Genomic DNA, 3,210 nt, shown 5'->3' on the forward strand with positions numbered 1-3,210 from the left:
TTTTATTATTTACTTGAAGACTTGCTTGGTTTTAAGCCCGGGGTATTCCCAGGGGTATTCTTGTTATCTCGACGTCGTTGATCGGGTTTACCTGTTGATTTGGCAATCGGCTTAGGACCAGGTTTAAGTGCCATATGAAACTCTCCTTTTCCGAAGATAAAATTGAAGATGTTATACTGTGTATCCATACAAAAACGTATCATAAACAGGTTTTCTGTTCAAATAATGATCAGATCATTCACGTCATTCGTACTGTCAATTTAAATCATCTCTTTCAAAACCTTATGACTGTAGATCTTGTGATTTTTAACCGCAGAGAAATCTGAGTGGCCCCAATACCATCTTTATGCAAGGCAAACAGTAGTTTTCGATCTATAGAACGTTTACGACCAAACTTAACTCCTTTCAACCTAACTTCTACTCGTCCTTCGTTAGTCCGTTCAAGTATCCGTTGTCGGTCGTTCAGCTTTGGCTCATCGAATGCTCATAGCGCAGTGTAACGTGTGCCTTGCTTGGTATCGGCTTGCTCCCAACTAGTTATTGCGTTCTCATTTTCAGCTTTCGCTAAAGCGAAGTCACTGTGCATCATTTTTATGGTGGTATCCGAACAGCCGAACTCACAACTGTACTCAAATTCCTTGGTAGTTTCGTTTTTGCTAACAAATTATTAGCGGCATCTTCAGCGAATGCAGAGATAAACGCCAAGTTTTAGGACCAATTGGAGCGTTGTAGCTGAGTAACGCGGGATTTTGAGGCATATCACTAACAGTACGAGCTTGCTTTCGTAGTTAACTGTTCAAAAGTAAGATGAGAATGAATAGTAGAGGCGATATCCGATTCCGCGAGATTATGGTAGTTACCTTCTATCAGTCCGAATTTATGAGGCATCACTTCCGAAAGCGGGAGAACTTTGTATGACACGATTTAACCCAAGTTAAGCCTATAATGCTCTTACATAGCAAAAATAGCGATATTTGCATTAACTATTAAAAACAATAACTTATATATAATGTGCTATTAGATTGTTTAAAACATTGTCAATTTTACTAATTTCTTGTAGAGCCGTACAATTTGTTGGAATAACAATTTAAGTCAAAAAATAAAAAAAATCCCTCATTTTTATGTACACTCATCAAAAATTAAGGGATATACTATTTCTAATTCCTACACGGAGGCAGAAATGGATACCCAACAGACCACCCAAAGCTTTCAATCGCTTAAGCAAGGTGCTGATGCTTATATCAAGCGTCGAAACTTACGATTACTCGCGAATCACCGCAAAGAGTTGCGCAACTTCACTCGAGCAGAAGCTTCCACCTATTTAGCTATTGATGCTAAAACTCTTGATCGATATGTTACTTCTGCAGGTATCGACCCGCGTCGCCATGAGGACTCTCAATGGTCGATTGATATAGAAGAAATGTATCGTGTAAGAGACTTATTACCTGAAACCTTACGTAAAGAGCCGAAATTCCAGCGTGGTGAAAAGCAGTCAACGCAAGTTATCGTAATCCAAAACCAAAAAGGTGGTGTTGGTAAGACAGTATCTGCCGCAACTGTAGCATCGGGCTTAGCGACGGAGTTTCACCAAGAATATCGAGTAGGGTTAATCGATATGGATGGCCAAGCTACTCTATCTATGTATTACGCGCCAGAAGCTGACCAGGAAGGCAACCTTTCTGTGGGCGATCTCATTATGCGTAACTTTGACTTAGACGAGGATGAAACGTTCGAGCAAGCGGTATCTGAAGCGTTCTTAGAAACCACCATCCCCAACTTACGTATTCTTCCTGCTTCGCAAAGTGACAGAGCAATTGAAGGGTGGTTTCATGAACAAGTATTCACACATAAGCTACCATCCCCCTACTCTATTTTGGCCGACATCATCGATGCAGTAAAAGATGAATTCGACATCATCATCATTGATACGCCGCCTTCTCTAGGTTACGCGACTTACAATGCGTACTTTGCAGCAACAAGTGTTGTTTTCCCGTTATCAATTACCGAAAACGACATCGATGCTACTTGCTCATACTTTAGCTATATCCCACAAGTTTGGGCGTTGTTAGCCAATGCGAATCATCAAGGATATGATTTCATGAAGATATTACTGACAAACCATCGTGATAGCTCAACGACTACCGAGTTGATGAATAGCCTTTATGAACATTTCGCGCCTTACTTATATTCCAAAGAATTCAAGCATAGCGAAGCGATTAGACAAGCTTCTTCCTTACTTGCCACCGTTTTCGATATGTCAAAAAGCGAATACCCGAAAAGCAAATCCACTTTCCAAACGGCGCAGCAAAATGGTTATGAAGTAATTAGCCAAATTCAACGAGATATTTTGAGTGTTTGGCGCGAACAGGAGCAAGCATAATGGCAAAAAAACGTGGTGGTAGTCCACTAGGTAATACACCAGGCGCAGTTGAGGCTCAACAGTCAGCAGCAAAAGCGAACCTGACCACATTAACGCAACAGCTAACAATGGAATTGGATAAAGCCGGCACTAATGCAGCTGAGTTTTTGCGAGAACAGTTTGGAATTGAGTCTGTCGGTCAAAGCGTGGTTTGGCAGTTAGCGTCGGGGAATAGCGCGACCTTCAATGAAGTGACCCTGTCATACGAACAAGTTCGTGATGAGACGTTTGTTACCTTTGATGTGAACGGACGCGATCAATCGCTTCTTACGGCAGAATCTCTATCTGACTTGAACTCCCTTGAGTTTCAACAGTTCTACCCTGCTGTAGGTCGGCAAATCGATGGCAAGATTGATGTGTTAGATGGCTCTCGCCGTCGAGCTTGGTTCTTACTTCAAGAAGGTCGAGTTAAAACACTCCGTATCCTTGTTACTCAAAATGAAATCTCTGTAAGTGATGCTAAGGCTTTGGCCAAGCAGCTACAAACTGCCAAAGAACATAACCTGCGTGAAATTGGACAACAATGCATCGCCATCAAATCGGCCAACAAAGAGATAACTCAGGCTGAGATTGCGAAACAAGTTGGGCTTAGCCAAGCCGGTGTAAGTAAAGCGATGAAAGCGGCCAGTATCGACGAGAAGCTGGTTAAGCTATTTCCGATTGTAAATGCCCTTTCACACCCAGATTATGCCCTACTCGATAAGGTAATGAAGGCCTGCGAAGACAAAAAACAACTTACTGACTTCGTAAAGAAGATCGAAAAAAGTCTTGTCAATATTCAGGCTGAATAT

At 41.8% G+C, this 3,210-nt stretch carries 4 protein-coding genes; 2 read left to right on the forward strand and 2 right to left on the reverse strand.

Translation table 11 applies throughout. The annotated features are described in order from the left end of the window. Positions 1 to 5: 5 nt before the first annotated feature. Together OU793_RS23860 and OU793_RS24955 are read right to left on the reverse strand one after the other, a co-directional pair. Positions 6 to 134, reverse strand: a complete 129-nt coding sequence (locus tag OU793_RS23860; RefSeq protein WP_017449273.1) for a hypothetical protein — start codon at positions 132 to 134, stop codon at positions 6 to 8. A 140-nt stretch (positions 135 to 274) separates the two neighbouring features. Then, positions 275 to 409, reverse strand: coding sequence for a helix-turn-helix domain-containing protein (locus OU793_RS24955; RefSeq protein ID WP_308410011.1), 135 nt, complete (start codon positions 407 to 409; stop codon positions 275 to 277). Between the two features lie 771 nt (positions 410 to 1,180). Here OU793_RS24955 and OU793_RS23870 point away from each other — a divergent pair. Both OU793_RS23870 and OU793_RS23875 read left to right on the forward strand, forming a co-directional pair. Beyond that, on the forward strand, positions 1,181 to 2,380 hold the full coding sequence (locus OU793_RS23870; RefSeq protein WP_017449270.1) for a ParA family protein: 1,200 nt from the start codon (positions 1,181 to 1,183) through the stop codon (positions 2,378 to 2,380). Next, positions 2,380 to 3,210: ParB/RepB/Spo0J family partition protein (locus OU793_RS23875; protein WP_274647880.1), on the forward strand; the 831-nt coding region annotated here is incomplete at its 3' end. The genes OU793_RS23870 and OU793_RS23875, both read left to right, overlap by 1 nt.

This window comes from Vibrio sp. VP6 (genome assembly GCF_028823755.1).
GTDB lineage: Bacteria > Pseudomonadota > Gammaproteobacteria > Enterobacterales > Vibrionaceae > Vibrio > Vibrio parahaemolyticus.

Excerpts from the sequence above, each read along its gene's own strand:
- OU793_RS23860 (WP_017449273.1), bottom strand. The coding sequence starts at position 134 with ATGGCACTTAAACCTGGTCCTAAGCCGATTGCCAAATCAACAGGTAAA.
- OU793_RS23870 (WP_017449270.1), top strand. The coding sequence starts at position 1,181 with ATGGATACCCAACAGACCACCCAAAGCTTTCAATCGCTTAAGCAAGGT.